13 protein-coding genes are annotated in these 20,760 nt (G+C 37.8%); 10 read left to right on the top strand and 3 right to left on the bottom strand.

Features of this window, described 5'->3' with window-relative positions:
- Positions 1-33 precede the first annotated feature (33 nt).
- The 6 genes from CQ022_RS17540 (at position 34) to CQ022_RS17515 (ending at position 8,596) form a co-directional block, all read left to right on the top strand.
- Entirely contained in the window at positions 34-1,344 is a 1,311-nt protein-coding gene (locus CQ022_RS17540) for a TolC family protein (RefSeq protein WP_105683608.1), read from the top strand.
- Positions 1,345-1,368: 24 nt separating this feature from the next.
- Complete coding sequence (locus tag CQ022_RS17535; protein WP_105683607.1) at positions 1,369-2,487, top strand: HlyD family secretion protein; 1,119 nt, start codon at positions 1,369-1,371, stop codon at positions 2,485-2,487.
- A gap of 105 nt (positions 2,488-2,592) precedes the next feature.
- Entirely contained in the window at positions 2,593-4,185 is a 1,593-nt protein-coding gene (locus CQ022_RS17530) for an MFS transporter (RefSeq protein WP_105683606.1), read from the top strand.
- A gap of 307 nt (positions 4,186-4,492) precedes the next feature.
- Complete coding sequence (locus CQ022_RS17525; RefSeq protein WP_105683605.1) at positions 4,493-6,703, top strand: TonB-dependent receptor; 2,211 nt, start codon at positions 4,493-4,495, stop codon at positions 6,701-6,703.
- A 108-nt stretch (positions 6,704-6,811) separates the two neighbouring features.
- Positions 6,812-7,624: a siderophore-interacting protein gene (locus CQ022_RS17520; protein WP_105683604.1), complete on the top strand. Its 813-nt coding sequence runs from the start codon at positions 6,812-6,814 to the stop codon at positions 7,622-7,624.
- Positions 7,625-7,891: 267 nt separating this feature from the next.
- The gene (locus CQ022_RS17515; RefSeq protein WP_105683603.1) at positions 7,892-8,596 is read left to right on the top strand and encodes a class I SAM-dependent methyltransferase; all 705 of its coding nucleotides are present in this window, start codon (positions 7,892-7,894) and stop codon (positions 8,594-8,596) included.
- Between the two features lie 205 nt (positions 8,597-8,801).
- Here the strand turns inward: CQ022_RS17515 and CQ022_RS17510 are convergent, their stop codons facing one another.
- Positions 8,802-9,449 (bottom strand): hypothetical protein, encoded by a 648-nt coding sequence (locus tag CQ022_RS17510; protein ID WP_228421765.1) that lies wholly within the window; start codon positions 9,447-9,449, stop codon positions 8,802-8,804.
- A gap of 86 nt (positions 9,450-9,535) precedes the next feature.
- Positions 9,536-11,572 (bottom strand): methionine--tRNA ligase, encoded by a 2,037-nt coding sequence (metG, locus tag CQ022_RS17505; RefSeq protein ID WP_105683601.1) that lies wholly within the window; start codon positions 11,570-11,572, stop codon positions 9,536-9,538.
- Between the two features lie 335 nt (positions 11,573-11,907).
- Between metG and CQ022_RS17500 the strand changes: the two genes are divergently transcribed.
- The 4 genes from CQ022_RS17500 to CQ022_RS17485 all read left to right on the top strand — a co-directional run bounded on the left by CQ022_RS17500 (position 11,908) and on the right by CQ022_RS17485 (position 19,642).
- On the top strand, positions 11,908-14,661 hold the full coding sequence (locus CQ022_RS17500) for a SusC/RagA family TonB-linked outer membrane protein (protein WP_105683600.1): 2,754 nt from the start codon (positions 11,908-11,910) through the stop codon (positions 14,659-14,661).
- A gap of 11 nt (positions 14,662-14,672) precedes the next feature.
- Positions 14,673-16,274, top strand: coding sequence for a RagB/SusD family nutrient uptake outer membrane protein (locus CQ022_RS17495; RefSeq protein WP_105683599.1), 1,602 nt, complete (start codon positions 14,673-14,675; stop codon positions 16,272-16,274).
- Positions 16,275-16,292: 18 nt separating this feature from the next.
- Positions 16,293-17,411 carry a SusE domain-containing protein gene (locus CQ022_RS17490; protein ID WP_105683598.1) on the top strand — a complete coding sequence of 373 codons (1,119 nt, stop codon included), beginning with the start codon at positions 16,293-16,295 and terminating at the stop codon, positions 17,409-17,411.
- A gap of 74 nt (positions 17,412-17,485) precedes the next feature.
- Positions 17,486-19,642 carry a glycoside hydrolase family 97 protein gene (locus tag CQ022_RS17485; RefSeq protein ID WP_105683597.1) on the top strand — a complete coding sequence of 719 codons (2,157 nt, stop codon included), beginning with the start codon at positions 17,486-17,488 and terminating at the stop codon, positions 19,640-19,642.
- Between the two features lie 58 nt (positions 19,643-19,700).
- On the opposite strand, the gene CQ022_RS17480 is transcribed toward CQ022_RS17485, so the two are convergent.
- Positions 19,701-20,696, bottom strand: a complete 996-nt coding sequence (locus tag CQ022_RS17480) for a sterol desaturase family protein (RefSeq protein ID WP_105683596.1) — start codon at positions 20,694-20,696, stop codon at positions 19,701-19,703.
- Positions 20,697-20,760: the final 64 nt, after the last annotated feature.

Genomic DNA, 20,760 nt, shown 5'->3' with positions numbered 1-20,760 from the left:
TGACCTAACTTTGCCTCTGTAAAACAAGGTAAAATGACAAAGAAAATAAAAACAGCACTATCTGTATTGATAGCAGCTTTTCCTGCGCTGTTTTTTTCACAACAGATTAAGCAGATGACCGCAAGTGAGGTAGCGGAACTTGCTGTTCATAATCATCAGCAGCTCAAAGTTTCTGCTCAGAATATTGATATTGCAAAGCAGAATATTAATGTTGTTAAACTTCAGAAACTTCCTACGATTACTGCTTCTACAAGCCAGTTCTATCTAGGAGATGCAGTTGCCATCGATACAGATTTTTCGAATTCTACAAAGGTTCCTATGCCTCATTACGGAAGTTCCTATGCGGTACAGGCTACACAGCTGATCTTTAAGGGAGGATTGGTGAATAAGTCTATCGAAATGGCAGGACTTCGTGAGCAGCTTTCTGAACTGGATCTTGAGAAAAATAAGCAGGATGTGAAATTTTTAGTGATTTCCAATTATCTGGATGTCTATAAAATCATCAATCAGGAAGAGGTATTTCAGAATAATAAGAAACTGGCTCAGGAGCGTCTTAAAAATATTCAGAAGTTCTATCAGCAGGGAATGGTGACCCGAAATGAAGTCATTCGTGGAGAATTGGCCATCAAAAACCTGGATCAGGGAATTCTTACTCTTTCAAACAATAAAAAGATCCTTAATTACAACCTGAATATTGCTTTAGGTCTATCTTCTGATACCGAAATTATTCCTACGGAAAGTTTAGAAAACAAAGAATCCGGAATAGGCATGGATTATTATACAAATCTTGCTTATGGAAGCAACCCCTTGCTGAAATCGGCTCAAAAAAATATTGCGGTTGCAGATAAAAATATTGAGATCATCAAAACGGATAATATGCCTACGCTGGCCGGATTTGGTGGATATACGCTGCAAAGACCGATTACAACCAGAAATCCTGTTTTGGATATGTATTCAGGAGGCTGGCAGACAGGAATTTCTTTAAGTTATAATATAGATACTCTTTATAAAACAAAAGAAAAAGTGAAATTAGGTGAGCTGCAAAAGAATCAGGCGAATAGTGCGATGATTCTGGTACAGCAGAATGTGGATATGGGAGTGAATGCAGCCTATACAAAATATCAGGAAGCCATTCAGCAGGCAGATATTCTGAATGATTCCAAAAGACTGGCAGAAGAAAACTACAAGATTACAGAAGCCAAGTATCTGAATCAACTGGCTGTACAGGCAGAAATGATTGATGCACAGAACCAGAAACTGCAGTCAGAACTCGATTATGCCAATGCTGAGATCAATGTTTTGTATCAGTATTACAACCTTTTGAAATCTACAGGAACACTTTAATTTTTAACACTGAAAATCAACACAATGGAAAACAAGGGACAAACTACTCAAGATACTACATCAACTCAAGCAGCATCTGCTGTAGAAAACAAGAAAAAGAAAAATAAAACCAATAAAATCAGAGCTATTATTTCCAATATCATCGTCTTTTTGGTGATCGGTTTCGGATTATTCTGGTTAATACGAGAATATTTTCATATTGGCAGCAAAACCTATACAGAAGCTGCACAGGTAGAAGAATTTATCAATCCTGTTAATACAAGGGTTTCTGCTTATATCAAAGAAATTAAGTTTATTGAACATCAGCATGTAAAAAAAGGAGATACCCTGGTCATCCTTGACGAACGTGAAATTCTTACTCAGCTGGGACAGGCAGAAGCAGCATATCAGAATGCAATGGCTCAAAAAACGGCAACAAGTTCTTCCGTGAACACGGTTTCCAACAATATCAATGTGATGCAGTCCAATATTGCGGGAGCAAAAGCAAGATTATGGAATGCTGAACAGAATTTAAACCGATATAAAAATCTTTTGGCAGCCGAAGCAGTTACAAGACAGCAATATGATCAGGTAAAAACAGAATATGATGCTCAAAAGGCGGCTTATGAAACTCTGGTAAATCAAAAACAATCTGCAAACCTTTCTACGACTGAAGTGAAAAGTAAGCTGGGAATCAATGATGCTGAAATTAAAAGAACAAAATCTGCTTTGGATATGGCAAAAATCAACCTTTCGTATACGGTGATCACCGCACCTTATGATGGAGTAATGGGAAGAAGAACCATCTCCGAAGGTCAGTTGATCCAGCCGGGGCAACAGGTGGCAACCATCGTACTGAATGGTCAGAAATGGGTAACCGCCAACTTTCTGGAAAGCCAGATGCCTAATATCAAAATTGGAGAAAAAATTTCCATGACAGCAGATGCTTTAGGAGGTAAACAATTCGAAGGAGTGGTAACTGCGGTTTCTGCGGCTACCGGATCAAGATATTCAAGCGTACCAACGGATAACTCTACCGGAAACTTCATTAAAGTACAGCAGAGAATACCGGTGAGAATAGAGTTTACAGCTTCCAATAAAAAAGAAGATCTGGATAAACTGAGCGCCGGAATGAATATGAACGTGAATATCGGTAGTCATTAAAAGATTTAATCATTGAAAGATTAAAAGATTAGAAAATACCGGAGTTAAGCTGAAAACTTCCAGTCTCTAACTTCTGGTTTCTAACCTCTAATTTCTAATTTTATCATGTACAACAAAGGATTATATAACAATTGGGTACCGAAACCCATACAGCTGCTGCTGATTGTATTACTGCTTGCAGTGGTAATGCCTATCGGTGGAGTGTATACGGGGAATATCAGTTCTCTGGTAAGTGGTACCGGCGCCATGACAGAATATTTTATGTGGGCCAATTATGCAACCACCATTGGTATGGGAGCTTGTATGCCTGTTGTCCTCAGAATCAAAATGAGATTCAAAGTAAGGGATAAGATGGTTTTGCTTCTGGTACTTTTAGGGCTGCTTAGTTATGTGAACGGAACTACTTTACAGCCAGTAATCTTCATATTTACTTCTTTACTCATTGGTTTTATGAAGATGATGGTTACCATAGAGCTGTTCCTGCCCCTGATGGTTATGATTGGAAACCGCGGTATGTTTTATGGCGCTTTCTATACATTCGTTCTTGTGATGAATCAGGTGGCTACTTATTATGCAGCAGAGTTTGCCCTGATTTATAACTGGCAGCAGTTTTATCTGTTTACAGCAGTTTTATGCTTTATTTTAGCATTGATACACTGGATTTTTATGCACAATAAATATTTTGCGTTAAAAGTTCCTCTTCATTATATTGACTGGTTGAGTATTTTGCTTTTTATTTCAACGTTCATGTTTTCAGCATACGTTTATTCTTTTGGAAGACAGCAGGACTGGTTCAATTCGAAGAATATCATGAATGCCAGTATTGCTGCTTTTGTAAGTTTTGCATTACTTTCTATCCGCCAGCTAACCTTAAAACGACCGTATATTTCTTTCAAAATTTTTAAAAAGAATAATGTACAGCACGGTTTGTTTATGCTTTTCTGGCTGGGAATGTTTCTTGGAACAGCCTCTATACAGAATACTTTTGCAGTGGGAGTTTTGGGATATGATCAATTGACCAATACCAGATTGAGTTTACTTATGATTCCCGGAATTATTCTGGCCGGAATTCTCGCAATTTTCTGGTTTAAAAAAGAAAAACCTTTGAAAATGTATATTCTTTCCGGTTTTGCCGCAATGATCGGATATGCCATTATTATGTACTTTTCTATGGTACTGGAGTTCAATTATGACAACTGGTATCTGCCTATGTTTTTAAAAGGTTATGGAATGTGTTCTCTGTTTATCTCCGTATGGTTTTATACACTGGATAAGCTTGAAATGGATGAGATGCTGGCTGCCATCGGACTTGTATTGGTTTGGAGAACTTTCCTTGCGGTAGGAATTTTTTCAACATTGTACTCTTGGTTTCAGTACCGATTTCAGGTGACAGCAATTGGAGATCTTGCCGTTTATATGGATGGGATGACTGTTACTCCTCAGAATGTAGCTGCCAATATGAAAACAATTCAGTTGAATGCCATCATTGTAGCGACCAAAAAAATATTCGGATATATTATTTTAGTTGGATTTGGAGTGATGATTTATATTGCTTCCCATCACTTTGGAGCCAAACGTTTTCAATATTTCAGATTTGTAAGAGTTCTCGGGGGTAAATCTGTCATTGCAAGAAGAAGACTTCGAGAAAGAAAAAAATTATTAGAAGAAATAAAAGATGCTGCAGGACCTGCAGTATAAAAGATACCTTGTTTTTCACGAGTAAAATCCTGGTCCTTCGTTGGGCTGGGGTTTTACATTTTAGTAGGGAAGATGGATGCTGGAAGAGGGAAGTAGTGAAAGGCGGTTTATAGCTATTTGTTTTATTTCAAACCTTTACTCCAAAGGAATTTATTATAACTTGTATTGATTACAGATCATCAATAACTTCCAGCTCCCTTCTTCCAGCTTCCATCTTTAAAAAAAGTAAAATTTCATATTTCGTTATTTTTATTCTTTCTAAATAAGGATTATCTTTGTGAGATTATAAAATTTTGAAGTAGAAAGAATGAAAAAGCAGTATGCATTCATAGGTCTTTTGGTTTCGGGAGTGATGATTTCCCAGACCGCTAAAGATTCTATTGCCGCTAAAGGTATTGAAGATGTGGTCATTGTAGCCTCCAGAAAACCTACAAAAATCTCTGAAGTTCCGGGAACAGTGTGGGTAGTACAGAAAGAAAAGATTCAGGAACAGGCTAAAAGCGGAGTTCCCATCAAAGAAATGTTGTCGATTCTTATTCCTTCTATGGATATTGGTCCACAGGGAAGAACCAATTACGGACAGAATATGAGAGGGCGTTCAGCACTTGTCATGATTGATGGAGTCACTCTGAACAGTATCCGTGCAATCAGCCGCCAGCTGGATGCTATTGATCCCTTTAATATTGAAAGAATAGAGGTGCTTTCAGGAGCAAGCTCAATTTATGGAGGTAATGCGACTGGTGGAATCATCAATATTATTACAAAAATCCCTTCCAAAAAAGGAATCAGTGGAGAGACAGAACTAGGTGTACGTACCGGATTTATGGGTAAGGACGACCATGACTTCCGTGCCGCTCAGTCTATTGCGGCCAAAGGGGATAAGTTCTTCGGAAGATTAGGAATTGCTTACCAGCAAAATGGAGGAGTGTATGGCGCCGACCAGAAACAGCTCTTCACAGATATTACCCAGACTGACCTTCAGTATAACCAGTCGATTGATATTTTGGCTACAGGAGGATATCAGTTTAATAATAAACATAAAATAACAGCTTCCCTTCAATATTACAATTCTAAATTTAATGGAGACCGAAGTTTATTTTTAGGCGAAAACCTGAGTGCATTTACTACAAAAAATGCTTCATTGCTGGAAATGAGAGATGGTTTCTCATCTGATAAAAATGTAGGAACAGAACGTTATATGGCAACTGTAGCGTATAATGCAAACGGTATCTTAGGCGGGCAGGATTTGTATGTGCAATTGGCTACCCGTGGTGAAAAATTAGGATTCTATCCATTTCCTGGAAATGTTACCCTGCAGACGGGAAAAATACCTTATATGTCCTCTTCACAGCAGGATACTTATTATTCAGGGATTAAAGCCTTATTATCCAAATCATGGCGCGGACTGAATGTTACCTATGGAGCAGATTTCGATTTTGAAAAGTTTGAAGGAACACAATCTGTTTATGATATTGCAAAAACAATGTCTAGTGGTGGTTTAATTAATGAAACAAAATACAGCTTGGGAAGATACCCAACCAATCATTCACAGAGTTATGCAGGATATGTTCAGGCAAAATATAATATTCTTCCAAAATTACAACTGAATGCCGGGGTGCGTTATCAACATATCAATGTAAAAATGGATGATTTTATTGGCTCCGAACAGCAGACACAGATGGCAATGGGATATGGGAGTTCAGCATCTGCAATTCCGGGAGGTGAAAGTTCTTATAATGTCACCTTAGCCAATGCCGGATTGTTGTATAAATTCAATGAAAAACATCAGATTTGGGGAACATTTTCTCAGGGAGCAAGCTTAGCTGATCCTGCCAAGTTTTATGGAATTGGACAATATAAACTGGTGGGAACAAATTGGGATGTGGTATCCAGCATCAATGTAAAAGAGCAGCCTCTTCAGGCGATCAAAACCAATCAGTTTGAGCTAGGTTACCGTATCAACAAAGGAGGATTAAGAGCTCAGATTGCGGGATTCCTGAGTAATTCTGATAAAACAGTTGCCGTAGATAAAAAGACCTTCCAGATTCTTGTGAATGATTTGAAATTAAGAAACATGGGAATCGAAGCTGAGGTTTCTTATGCTTTAAACAATGGAGTTTATTTTGGAGCAAGCGGACTTTTGATTAAATCTGAGGTAGATAATAAAGGAGAATGGCAGAAACAGGAAATTTACAATGCCTCTCCTTCAAAATTGGTAACGTATATCGGATATAATATTAAAAACTGGTCATTCAGATTCCAGTCTTTGCAGAATTTCAAACAGAAAGACGAGCTTAATAATGTTGTGGAAGGTTATAATACTTCAGATCTGATGATGGGATACCGTTTCAACTGGGGAAAATTCAATCTGGGAATCCAAAACCTGTTTAATACCGATTATCAAACCATCTGGAGCAAGCGTTCCCAGGTTTTATATTCTACTTACGGACTTCCGGAACTGTTTAATTATAAAGGAAGAGGAAGAACATTCAACCTTTCTTACACTTTTGAATTCTAGAAAATAAGATAAAGGTAAAAATGCCTTGATCTGAAAACATATTGTATTTCAAATCCGGTTTCTGAGATTGATCGGAAACCGGATTTTAATTTTAAAAAAAAATCAGTTATGGCCAAAATTTCAACAGGGCAGATTGTTGCCGAAGTAACCAGAAAAGAATACATTACTGACCATTTTATCAGAGTGTATTTGTATTCACCGGAAGTTCAGTTGTTCAGGAACACGATGGTGGGAGATAATAATAAAATTGCCGTTCCACCTGCTGGATTGAACGAAATTCATTTTCCGACTTTGGATGAAAACCATCAATGGGTGTATCCGCCTAAAGAAGTTGCTCCGGCAATCAGAACCTATACCCACAGAGGAATTGATCTTGAGAAAAATGAGTTGATCATTGATTTTGTAGACCATGGAGACGGTGGCCCGGCTTCCCGATGGGTAAGAGAGGCTGAAGCAGGCTCAAAATTGGGTGTGATGATGCGTTTGGAGGGAAAAGAGCTGTATCCCGCTGCAGATTGGTATTTGTTGGTAGGAGATGCTACAGCCATTCCGGTGATCAGTGCAATCCTGGAAACACTTCCCGAAACGGCAAAAGGAACATGCATCATCGAAGTTCATGGAAAAGAAGACGAGCAGCTGCTTGAAACCAATGCCCAGGTTGATTTTAAATGGTTACACAATGCACAACGTCACATCAGCAGCGAAATTGTCAATGTGGTAAAAAGCATTGAGATCCCCGAGACGACAAAATTTGGTTATGTAGCCTGTGAATTTTCAAGTGTGAAAGAAATCCGTACCTATCTGAGAAAAGAGAAAAACTGGACTTCCCAGGAATTGTATGCTTATTCTTATTGGAAAGCTGGGGTTGCAGAGAATGAATCTCAGGCGGACAGGCATAAAGAGAAGGATTCGATGGAGTAGGAAATAGGTGATAGGTGGCAGGTTTTAGGGATTAGGGAGATATTCTGTGAAATATTGATGGAAGCGCATTGATGTCAATAGTGAATTTTGCTTCGGAAGTGAATGGTGAATTTTGATACAGAACCAAGATTCAAGATTCAAGAGCCAAGATAATGACAACCTAATACAACCAGCAACAAAAACAACTAGCAACAAAAGAAACCAGCAACCAGTAACTCGCAACAAAATAAACTCGCAACTATCATCATGAACCCGTATCTTTGCCCTATGAAAGATTTAATGGGCAGAGCGATCTGGGATTATTATCACAATGAAAATCCGGAGGATCTGCAGACTGAAACGTCAATTTCTGAGCTGGATGAGCTTCCGGTGGATTATTTATTCAGAGCGTTTGACGAAATGAATGATATTGAGCAGAAAGCACTGCAGTTATCCGAAGGAAAAGTTCTGGATATTGGGGCAGGAGCCGGTTCTCATTCTTTATTCCTTCAAAACGAAAGAAACCTTGATGTGACCGCGTTGGATATTTCACCAAAGTCTGTTGAGGTTTGTAAACTGAGAGGAATTAAAAAGGCCGTTTGTGAAAATATGCTTGATTTTTCCGGAGAAAATTTTGATACCATTTTATTATTGATGAACGGTACCGGAGTGTTTGAAAGCCTGGCGAAAATTGATACCTATCTTCAGAAACTGTACACCTTGTTAGGTGATAAAGGACAGATCCTGATCGACAGTACGGATATCCTTTATATGTTCGACCGTGATAAGGATGGTGGAGTGTATATTCCTGCAGGAGGTTACTACGGAGAACTGGAGTATGTGGTTCATTATAAAGGAGAATCTGAAGAACCGATTACCTGGCTGTATCTTGACTTCAATACGTTGAAAAATGCGGCTCAAAATAACGGCTTCAAAATAGAAAGAGTTTTGAAAGATGAAGATTGTTATCTGGCAAAACTGACTAAGAAATAATTTACAACAAGTCATTGCGAGCTGAAAGCGAAGCAATCTCAAAAATAATAGAGTCATTCTGTAAACCGGGATGGCTTTTTTTGTGCTTCTTCCTAGCCCCGATAGAAACGGTTACCCCACAGCAAGGATTGGAATGTTTCGACTAAGCTCAGGGTGGCAGCGCTGGCGCGAGGAGTAAAAGTGGATAGCGGGAATTAGCTTCTGATCATGATCTGAATAAGCGAATAACCGTTGATAACGGATAATAAGAAAACCATTCCTGAAAATTGAAATACATCAGAACAGCAGTTGCAGCACATAAAATTACGGGAAAGACATAAGATTCTGCACGATAAGGAAGCTTTTTGGGAGTGGCTAAAACGCTTATGACAAGTAAGCCTAAAGCTCCTACTGAAAGAACTCCTATTTCCGGACTGTATCTGGATGTTGTTCCGAAATCAAAATGGGAAATCAGAACGTATTTTTGAAATACAAAAAAAAGAAAACCAAATACCAGCGTAAAAAAGGCAGCAAGGTATTTTTTGAGTTTGATTAAATTCAGAAATAATAAAATGGCTCCGGGAATCGGACTAAACAAAATACTGCTCACGAAAATAGTTGATCTTGAATAAAGCTTAATGGCATCAGGATCTTCTGTAATATGATCTCTCCAGACTTCTGCCTCTTCTGTACGTTTTGCTTCTTCTGCGTCTTTTTTACGCTGGATCAATTGCAGAACAGCTGCTTTTTTCTGTTCACTGAAAACACGTCCTCTTTCTTCCAGAATTTCAAAAGCCATCTGAACGGCTTCCGGAACAAAGCGGTTGCCTTCCTGTACATATTTCTCTAATTCTGAGTCAGAGAGTTTTCTCAAAACACTTCTATTCACCATAAGCTGTATACTGTCAAAAGAAAGGCTGCTTCTAATGAAACAGCCTGTGATCTTTATAAGGATTTTAATTATCCGATCTCAATACCGTTTTCAACATTGCTGTCGTCCGGTGTTACGAAAGATAATTTTCCGTCTGGTTTTGTTGTTAATAATAACATTCCCTGAGATTCAATTCCTCTGATCTTTCTAGGAGCAAGGTTCAGCAGGATCATTACCTGTTTTCCGATTACTTCTTCCGGAGTGAAACTTTCTGCAATACCAGAAACAACAGTTCTTACATCTACTCCTGTATCTACAGTAAGTTTTAATAATTTATCTGCTTTTTCTACTTTCTCAGCTTCTGTAATGGTTGCTGTTCTAAGGTCTATTTTAGTAAAGTCATCAAATGTGATTTCTTCTTTCATAGGGTTTGCGTTAGGGTTTGTTTTTTTATTGTTTTGTTTGGTGTCTTCCAGTTTCTGGATCTGAGCTTCAATGACATCGTCTTCAATTTTTGAGAAAAGGAGAGATGATTCGTTGATTGTATGTCCTGTTTCAATTAATACGGATTGATTTTCAATCGTATTCCAGTCTTTCTTCTGAACATTGAACATATTCAATAGCTTTTCAGAACTGAAAGGCATGAAAGGTTCGCATAGCTGAGCTAATGCAACTGCTATTTGTGCCCCAACGAATAAAGATTGAGCCGCTTTTTCCGGGTTATCTTTAATAGTTTTCCAAGGTTCTTCTGTTTGAAGATACTGGTTTCCAAAACGAGCGAGATTCATTAATGCCGTTAATGAATTTCTGAACTCATAATTTTCAAGGAATCCTGAAATCTCTTTTGCCGATTTACTTATTTCCTGCAATTCAGGACTGTTGATATCCCCTTGTGGAATAACACCATCATAATATTTATGAATAAGAACGGCAACTCTGTTGATGAAGTTTCCGAAGATTCCTACCAATTCAGAATTATTCTTAGTCTGGAAATCCTTCCATGTAAAGTTGTTGTCTTTAGTTTCCGGAGCTGATGAAAGAAGAGCATATCTTAAAACGTCCTGTTGTCCCGGGAAGTCTTCCACATACTCATGAGCCCATACTGCCCAGTTTCTTGACGTTGAGATTTTATCGTTCTCAAGGTTCAGGAATTCAAAAGCAGGAACATTTTTAGGCATGATATAATCTCCGTGAGCTTTCATCATTGAAGGGAAAATAATACAGTGGAATACAATATTATCCTTTCCGATAAAATGTACCAGGTCACTGTTTTCACTCTGCCAGTAATCTTTCCAGTCTTTTCCGTTTTTCTCTGCCCATTCTTTGGTAAAAGAAATATAACCGATAGGAGCATCAAACCATACATATAATACTTTTCCTTCAGCATTCGGAAGTGGAACCGGAACTCCCCAGTTAAGATCTCTGGTCATGGCACGAGGCTTAAGGCCGTCATTTAACCAGGATTTAACCTGTCCGTATACGTTAGGCTTCCAGTCATCTTTATGACCTTCAATGATCCATTCATTGAGGAAATCTTCGTATTCGTTTAAGGGCAGGTACCAGTTTTTTGTTTCTTTAAGGATAGGAACATTTCCGCTAAGCATTGATTTCGGATTGATCAGCTCAGAAGGAGAAAGGGTAGAACCACATTTCTCGCACTGATCCCCGTAAGCATTTTCGTTACCACAATTAGGACAAGTTCCTACAATATAACGGTCAGCAAGGAATTCTCCTGCCTGCTCATCAAAATACTGCTCAGAAATTTCTTCCGTGAATTTTCCTTTCTCGTATAAAACCTTGAAGAAATCCTGACTGGTTTCATAATGGTTTTTAGACGTTGTTCTTGAATATTCATCAAATGAAATTCCAAGGTCAGAAAAAGATTTTTTAATGATCTCGTGATATTTGTCAACGATATCCTGAGGAGTTACTCCTTCTTTTTTGGCTCTTATGGTAATAGGAATTCCGTGCTCATCTGAACCACAGATAAACGCTACATCTTTTCCTAATCTTCTCTGAAATCTTGCGTAAACATCCGCAGGAATATAAACACCTGCCAAATGTCCTATATGAACCGGACCGTTTGCATAAGGCAAAGCTGCCGTAATCATCTTTCTGTTTGACATTTATAGTAAAGTTTTGACTGCAAAGATAAGGAATATCTGCTGAATACCGCTATTGAAGGTATTATTATGGCAAAGAATGCAATTTTCAAAGGCTGAATATGAAATTAAGTTAAACAGTTGTTTAACCTTTTCTTAATTTAAAACAAATATTATGCAATGCATAGGACGTTCTAAATTATTGGATTTTAAAAAACTAACTAAAATCGGTTTCGTAATATACATAATTTTAACTAAAATTATATTAAATTTATAATAATTCTAATTTTTTTTTAAATTGCGAGTCTGGCTCTAGGCCAAAATATGACTGAAAACGAAACTATAAAAAAAATAAGATTGTGAAGAATTTTGCAACAGTATTAAAAATCGCACCTGCTTTTTTACTGGCAAGTACAGTAATGCATGCGCAGAAAACGGATTCTCTTCCTCAGGAGAAGAAAATTGAAGAAGTGGTTTTGATCGGATATGGAAAACAGAAAAAATCTGACCTTACCGGTTCCATAACTTCCGTCACTGCTAAAGACTTCAACGGGGGAGCTACTTCCGCCGGGCAGCTGATCCAGGGGAAAACTCCAGGGGTACAGATTACCAATAACAGTGGAGCGCCAGGTTCCGGAACAAAAATCAGAATCAGAGGTACTTCTTCTTTAAGTGGAGAAAACTCTCCGTTGATCGTCATTGATGGTGTTCCTCAGGATTTCGTGGGAATGAATGGTGTTTCTGATCCTCTATCTTTAATTAACCCTAATGATATTGAAACATTTGATATCCTGAAAGATGCTTCTGCAACTGCCATCTATGGTAACAGAGCTTCGAATGGGGTTATTCTCATTACCACTAAGAAAGGAACAGCAGGGAAGTTCAAAGTGAATTTCTCCACAGTGACTTCCGTTTCTACTAAAATGGGTAAAGTAGATGTATTAAATGCTCAGGAGTTCAGAGATTTTGTTAATACTTATGCACCTGCAGGGTATAAAACAAAACTTGGAAATGCCAATACAGACTGGCAGGATCAAATTTACCAGGCAGCATGGGGTACAGATAATAACGTAGCCCTTTCAGGAGGTATTAAAGGTCTGCCATACCGCTTATCATTAGGTTATAATGAGCAGAACGGTATCGTAAAATCAAACTCTTTCCGCAGAACTTCCGTAGGTTTGAACTTAAATCCTAAATTCTTTGATAACCATCTATCAGTAAATGTAAACGCAAAAGGAACATTTACCGATAACAGATTTGTAGACGGAGGAGTAATTAAGTCCGCTACTTATTTTGATCCTACTCAACCGGTATATTCAGGAAACTCTAATTATGGCGGTTATTATGAATGGCTGGATTCCGGATCTGCAACAGGATATAATGTAAACGCCAACTCCAACCCGCTTGGACTGATTAATGGGATTAGAGATGTGTCTTCTGTACTCAGAGGATTGGGGAATATTCAGTTAGATTATAAGTTTCACTTTCTTCCGGACCTGCATTTCAATGTGAACGCCGGATATGATTATACCAAAAGTGACGGACATAAATTTAAAGATGCCCGCCTGAGACCAGGTTTCGAAGATAAAGGAAGCTCGAATTTCTATTCTATGGAAAAGAAAAATAAGCTTTTGGAAACCTACTTTAACTATGTGAAAAATATCAGTGCCATCAAAACGGGGGTGGATATTACAGCGGGTTATGCTTATCAGGATTTTAATATTTTACTTCCCGGAGCTGTAACGTATAGAGGAACAGGGATCAATTCACAAGACTTGAACTTTGAAACTCAAAATACATTGATTTCATTCTATGGAAGAGCCATTTTTACCATAGATAATAAATATGTTATTTCAGGATCAGTTCGTAAAGATGGTTCTTCAAGATTCTTTAACGGAACCAGAGATAATGTATGGGGTGTTTTCCCGGGAGTTTCCTTGGCATGGAAGCTTAATGAAGAAAACTTCATCAAAAATATATCTTCCATCAGTACATTAAAGCTGAGAGCAGGATGGGGTAAAACAGGTCAGCAGGAATTACCTGCACTTAATGGTAACAAGCCAAACAATTACCCGGCCTTTGCCGCGTACAATCCAAGTTATCAGGGAGCAGGATATCAGTTTGGAAATGAATTCTATTTTATGTTCAGACCTGCTAACTATAACCCGAATCTTACCTGGGAAACAACTACTACCAAGAACTTAGGATTAGATTTTGGTTTTAATAAAAACAGAATTACAGGATCAATAGATGTCTTCAGAAAAGATACCAAAGACCTTTTGGTATATGCTGACGAACCTGCAGGAGGCTTAAGCAATGCAAGCTGGCAGAACGTTGGTGATATGAAAAATGAAGGGATTGAGGGAAGTATTACCGTAATTCCGGTTAAAAATCAAAATACAACCTGGGAAGTAAGCTTTAATGCTACTCACTATAAACCGGTTGTCACTAAGCTTAAAGATAGAGCTGATGCATCATTTAATATGGAAGTAGGAGGTATTGAAGGAGGTTCAGGGAACAGAATTCAGGCTCATGCAGTAGGATATGCACCTAATTCATTCTGGGTATACCAACAGGTGTATGATAACAATGGAAAACCTGTTGATGGAGCCTTTGTAGACAGAAACGGAGATGGAGCAATCAATACAAAAGATATGTATTATTACAAATCTACTACCCCTGATGCCATTTTAGGTTTCTCTACCAAAGTATCTCATAAGAACTGGGATTTTGCATTAAGCGCAAGAGCTGTATTAGGAAATTATGTCTATAATAATGCTGCTTCCAATAGTTCACTGCAATCAGCATCTACAAACGAATATCTTCAAAACGTATTCTCTACTGCACCTCAGTATCAATTCGCGGTTCCACAGTACAAGTCTGATATTTATGTTGAGAATGCTTCATTCCTGAGACTGGATAATATCAATGTAGGATACAATTTCGGGGAAATTTTCTCGAAAGGAAGCAATCTGAAAATATATGCGATGGCTCAGAATGTTTTTGTGATCACTAAATACTCAGGCGTAGACCCTGAAGTTTTTGGCGGAATAGATAACGGTTACTATCAAATGCCTAAAATTTACTCTTTAGGTCTTAACTTCCAATTTTAAATAAGAATTCAATGAAACTAAATAGAATTAAACTTAAAAATATAGTATTGCCTCTTTCGGCAGTATTTTTATTGACAGCAGCTTCTTGTGTGAAAGATCTCGAAAGAGAACCTATCACAGATGTTACTTCAGCCAGTATTTATAAAGATTTTGCCAATTACAAAAATGTTCTGGCAAAACTTTACGGAGGACTTGCTATGGGAGGTCAGGTAAGTGGAGATGGTGATCAGCCGGATAGTGATATTAATGGAATTAATGGTGGTTTTTCCCAATATACCAGATTAATGTACACCCTGAACGTTGTCACAACCGATGAAGCTGTGATTGGATGGAATGACGGAAACCTTCATACCCTTCATAAAATGACCTGGGATGCTTCCAACGAGTTCATCGCTGCGATGTACTATAGAGTATATACAGAAATTGCGTTTTGTAATGAATTTCTAAGAAACGTAACAGATGAAAAATTGGCTTCCAATAATATTACAGGAGATAATCTTGCCCAGGCAAAATTAATGAGAGCGGAAGCCCGTTTCCTGAGAGCGCAGTCGTATTTCCATGCCATAGATATGTTCGGAAATGTTCCTTTTGTAGATGAATCCTATTTACCAGGTTCTATCAATCCGCCACAAAGAATAGAGAGAAAAGCATTATTTAATTATATTGAATCTGAATTACTTGCTGTAGCAGGAGAACTAAAAGATCCTAAAACCAATGAATACGGAAGAGCCGATAAAGCAGCCGTATGGTCATTATTGGCAAAATTATACTTAAATGCTGAAGTTTATACAGGAACTCAAAGAAATACAGACTGTATCACATACTGTAACAAAGTAATTGCAGCAGGATATTCTTTAAAACCAAAATATGACGATTTATTCCTTGCGGATAATAATATCAACAATCCTGAGCAGATTTTAAGTGTCAATTTTGACGGAATCAATACACAGACTAATGGAGGAACTACTTATCTGGTACATGCTGCAATAGGCGGAGATATGAAAGCTGCTGATTTTGGAGTGAATGGTGGATGGAGTGGTTTAAGAACTACAAAAGCATTTGTAGGCCTGTTTCCAACGAATGGAAGTGATAAAAGAGGAAGATTCTTTACTTCGGGACAGAATTTGGAAATTAATGATTTGGGTTCATTTACAGATGGTTATGCTTTTATCAAATTTAAAAATGTTAAAAGTAACGGATCTGTTGGAGCTCATACCAACTGGGTTGAAGCCGATATCCCATTATACCGTTTAGCGGATATCTATCTGATGTATGCTGAAGCTGTATTGAGAGGAGGAGCTGGCGGAAACCAGGCTACAGCAATCGGTTATATTAACCAGTTGAGAGAACGTGCTTATGGAAATACAAGTGGAGATGTATCTTCTATCAATCTTAACTTTATTTTAGATGAGAGAGGAAGAGAATTATCTTGGGAAATGACCAGAAGAAGTGATCTTATCCGTTTCAACAAGTATACAACGGGAGATTATCTATGGCCATGGAAAGGAAATGTAAAAGATGGTAAAGCGGTAGAAAACTACAGAAATCTTTTCCCGATTCCTGCTAAAGATATTGTAGCAAATCCTAATCTGATTCAGAATCCTGGATATTAATTTAAAATCCTGTTAAAAATGAAAAATCTATTCAAAATATTAGCCCTGGTTTTTACCGGACTTTTAGTTTTTTCCTGTGAAAAAGACGAGGATCAGGCCATTATTAATGAAACATCTGCAGGTAAAATAGCTGCCGATAAAAGTGCAATTGTCCTGAATGAGCTTAATGCCAATACTGCAGTAATCAGTTTTACATGGACAAAGCCAACATTTAATATTGCCGTAGTTCCTAATCAGAAAGTAGAATTCGGAATCAAAGGGAACAGTTTCAAGAAAAGTGCTACTGTTGACTTTTCCAATGATATGACTTCAGGCTCTGTTACTCATGCAGCAATGAATGCCGCTATGTTTGCTATTGGAGCTACACCGGATGTTGTAAATGATATCGAGGTAAGATTAAAGACTTCTGTAGGATCAGCAGTTTTTTATTCCAATGTCATTGCACTTAAAGTAACTCCTTATACTCCAAATCCAGATTTGGTATATCCTAAAATTAATGTTCCGGGTAGTTATGCCGGAGCAGCAGGATATGCAAACTGGACTCCTGCTAATTCACCGAACTTGTTTTCTCCAGGAAAAAATGATGAATACAGAGGGTTTATCTGGATCAACACTGTTTCTGGTGATGAGGATGGTAAATATAAATTCTCTATCAACGAGGATTGGCCTGGAAATAAAGGAGACGATGGAACCAATACCGGAAAATTGAAACTAGATGGAGCAAACGTAAAAGCACCTGCAGTAGGAGCTTATTACATTAAGGTAAATTGGGCAGCAAATACTTATTCTTCCGTGTTGGCAAACTTCGGAGTTATTGGTGATGCAACGCCTACGGGATGGGGATCAGATACCGATTTTGTATATAATCCTGCAACCAAAACTTTTGTGATTAATTCTATTGCATTATCAAGTACAGGAGTATTTAAATTCAGAGCCAATGATGATTGGGCAATGAAATTCCAGCCAAAAGATGCAGATCAGACTCTGGTTTCCGGAACTGCTGTTCAGTCTTATTTAAGTGCAGAGAACACGGTAACAGGAGATCCTGCCTATAAAGTTTCACAGGCAGGAAATTATAAAATTGAACTTGATTTGCACAATTCAGCATATTATAAGTTAACCATTACAAAATTGTAAATCAAACTAGAATAAAGCAAAGTGCTGCTTTACCGCGGCACTTTATCTATTTTTTAAGTTAATAAATAGTCATTATGAAGAAAATTACAGTTGGAGCACTTTTGCTCTCAATGATGTTTACAGGTGTGAAAGCCCAATCTTTAAAATCTCCGGACGGGAAGTTCGAAATGAATTTTCAGCTGAAGGAAGGAGTTCCTTACTATAACCTGAAGTACAACGGTGCAGTAGTAGTTGAAGATTCTAAATTGGGATTGAGATTATTTAAAGACACAGCCATAAAATTCGCTTCTGAGATTGCCAAACCAGAAGATGCAAAATACGATCTGAACAACGGTTTTGCAAAGACAGATGAAAAAAGAGACTCCAAAAATGAAACCTGGCAACCGGTTTTAGGAGAAAAGAAAAATTATATCAACCATTATAATGAACTGGCAGTGACCCTGAATCAGGCTTCTACAGACAGAAGTATTGTAGTGAAATTCAGATTGTTTAATGATGGTTTAGGGTTCCGATATGAATTCCCGCAGCAAAAGAACCTTAATTATTTCGTAATCAGAGAAGAAGATTCTGAAATTGATTTCCCTACCGATATGAAGGCTTGGTGGATGGTAGCAGATTATGACTCTCAGGAATATCAGTATCAGGAAACTAAAGTTTCTGAAATTCCGGCAAAATGGGATAAAGCTTTTGATGCCAATGCTTCCCAGTCTTTGGTGAAAAATGCAGTTCAGTCTCCTTTAATGCTTAAAAAAGAAGGAAAAGAACCTTTGTATATCAACGTTGCAGAAGCAGCAGTGCTGGATTATCCGGCTTCACATCTGGAAGTAGATGCACAGAATTTTAAATTCAAAACGCATTTAACTGCCGACAGACAAGGAGCGAAAGGATATATTCAGACTCCGTCAGTAACCCCATGGAGAACCATTATTGTAGCTCCGAAAGCAGAGCAGGTTATGGATTCTAAAATGATCTTTAACCTTAACGAGCCTACAAAATATACGGATACCTCTTACATTCACCCTACAAAATACATGGGAGTTTGGTGGGAAATGATTATCGGAAAATCACAATGGGCTTATTCTACTGCTGAAAATGTTCATTTAGGGAAGACTGATTTTGCGAAGTTGACTCCCAACGGAAAACATGCAGCCAACAATACAAAAGTTAAAGAATATATTGACTTTGCTGCAGAAAATGGTTTCCAGGGATTATTGATTGAAGGTTGGAATGTAGGTTGGGAAGACTGGTTCGGACACTCAAAAGAATTTGTTTTCGATTTTATTACTCCTTACCCGGATTTTGACATCAAAATGTTGAATGAATATGCGCATTCAAAAGGAATTAAACTGATCATGCACCATGAAACTTCAGGTTCTGCAACGAACTACGAAAGATGGGCAGACAAAGCATTCCAAACGATGAACAAATATGGATATGATGCTGTGAAAACCGGATATGTAGGAGATATTATTCCTAGAGGAGAACATCACTATTCTCAATGGACTATCAACCACTACTATAGAATTGCAGAAAAAGCAAATGACTATAAAATCATGGTTAATTCTCATGAATCTGTACGTCCTACAGGAGAAAGCCGTACTTACCCGAACTATATCTCTGCAGAAGCAGCCCGTGGAACAGAGTATGAAGCATTCGGAGGAAATAAACCTGATCACCAGACGGTTCTTCCGTTTACAAGATGGATGGGAGGTTCTATGGACTACACACCGGGAATTTTCCAGACGAAGCTAGACTACTATTTCCCTGGAGATAACCGTTTTGTGAAAACTACGCTGGTAAAACAGCTGGCTCTTTATGTAACAATGTACATGCCGCTTCAGATGGCTGCAGATCTTCCTGAAAACTACAAAAAGCATATGGATGCATTCCAGTTTATCAAGGATGTGGCAGCAGATTGGGATGATACCAAAATTTTATCAGCAGAACCTGGTGATTATGTGGTTACAGCAAGAAAAGCAAAAGGTACTGAAAACTGGTTTGTAGGAGGTATTACCGATGAAAACAAACGTGAATACACAGTAGATTTCTCTTTCTTAGACAAAGGAAAAAAATATGAGGCAACCATCTATGAAGATGGAAAAGATGCTGATTATATTGATAATCCTCAAAGCTATAACATCTATAAAAAAGAGATTACAAGCAAATCAAAAATTAATTTTAAAATGGTAAGAAGCGGTGGTTTCGCAGTTTCAATTAAACCAGTAAAATAATTTTAAAGATACACTAAGGTGCCCCGGTTCATTAATTTCTAATGTTCCGGGGTATTTTTTATTTATCCTCTGTCTGCTGAATGAGTTGGGAATATTGATTTTCAGATTCTGAAATCTGTTCTTTTACGTTTAGAGGAGTTCCGGTTTTCATTTTCTCTTTATATTCTTTCTGATACTGTTTCACGGTTTTTCCAGTGCCATCATGTCTCCATCCCGGTGAATAAAAAAGATATTTTATCCGGTTTCTAAAGGAAATTCCCGGCTGTCTGATGTCTTTTCCTATTCTTCTCCATTCATAGAAAAGCATCGTTGCAGGATCTTTGGATTTTATTTTAGGATAAACCCCATATTTCACAGGAACTTCAGGGTCTTCTTTTTCAAAAGTTCCGAAAATTTTATCCCAGATAATCAGTCCCATTCCCATATTGCGATCCAGATATTTGATGTTGCAGGCATGGTGTACCCTGTGATGGGAAGGGGTAACCAGAATGTATTCTAAAAATCCCATACTTTTAATCGATTGGGTGTGTACAAATGTGCCGTAGATCTGTATAGAAGAGTAGGCTACCAGAATATGCCATGGATGGAAACCCATAAAAGCTAATGGAGAGAAAAATAAATACCTGTATAATGGCTGAAATACAGGACTTCTGAATCCCGTACTGATATTGAAATAATCAGAATTATGGTGCGTAATATGTACTGCCCAGAAAACTCTGGAATGATGATCTACATAATGATGAACATAATAGGCGAAATCCTGAGCAAGGAATACTGCAATCCAATACCATATTCCCTCCTGCCAGTCGAAAAGACGATGCTGGTAAAAAAACATCATAACAAATAACGAAAAACCTTTCATGATGATGTCTAGTCCATAATTAAGCAAAGCAAAAAGAACGTTTGTTGCTACATCTTTAGTTTCATAAATTTTCTCTTTATTAAAGTGGCTGTAGGCCATTTCTAAGAAAATAATCGTAGCAAACACAGGAATTGTCCATGTGTAAACAACATCCGGTCCTTCCGTTTTAAATATATTGCTGAAATCCAACATTTTTTCTATAAAACTAAAGATAAAAAGCATGAAAAGTTAATTTTTCACATGAATTTTTTGTGAA

This window comes from Chryseobacterium culicis (genome assembly GCF_002979755.1).
Classification (GTDB): Bacteria; Bacteroidota; Bacteroidia; order Flavobacteriales; family Weeksellaceae; genus Chryseobacterium; species Chryseobacterium culicis_A.
This window is presented reverse-complemented; position numbering and strand designations above follow the sequence as displayed.